Origin of the sequence: Streptococcus sp. OH4692_COT-348, assembly GCF_003859975.1 — a bacterium.
GTDB lineage: Bacteria > Bacillota > Bacilli > Lactobacillales > Streptococcaceae > Streptococcus.
Genome location: NZ_RQZB01000062.1, coordinates 1 through 431, shown reverse-complemented (window position 1 = coordinate 431; position 431 = coordinate 1). Strand labels below are relative to the sequence as shown.

General features: G+C 43.2%; 1 protein-coding gene. It reads left to right on the top strand.

The features are described 5' to 3' along the window. A partial coding sequence (locus EII37_RS10905) for a DUF1542 domain-containing protein (protein ID WP_124788565.1) occupies positions 1–431 on the top strand: 431 nt, incomplete at both ends.

Genomic DNA, 431 nt, shown 5'->3' with positions numbered 1-431 from the left:
CTATCAATGAAGCGAAAGATCAAGATGGTGTAGACGGAGCTCAGGCTACAGGACTTAAAGCAATTGAAGCAGTAACTCCAGTAGGTAAAGAAAAAGCTCTAGAAGCCATCCAAGCAGCATCAGAAGCTAAGATTGCGTCAATTGATAAGAATGCTAAATTGTCAGATGATGAAAAAGCAGCAGCGAAAGCTGAAGTAGCGAAAGCCGCCATCGCAGCCGTAAATGCTATCAATGAAGCGAAAGATCAAGAAGGTGTAGACGGAGCTCAGGCTAAAGGACTTAAAGCAATTGAAGCAGTAAATCCAGTAGGTAAAGAGAAAGCCCTAGAAGCCATCCAAGAAGCATCAGAAGCTAAGATTGCGTCAATTGATAAGAACGCTAAATTGTCAGACGATGAAAAAGCAGCAGCGAAAGCCGAAGTAGCGAAAGCA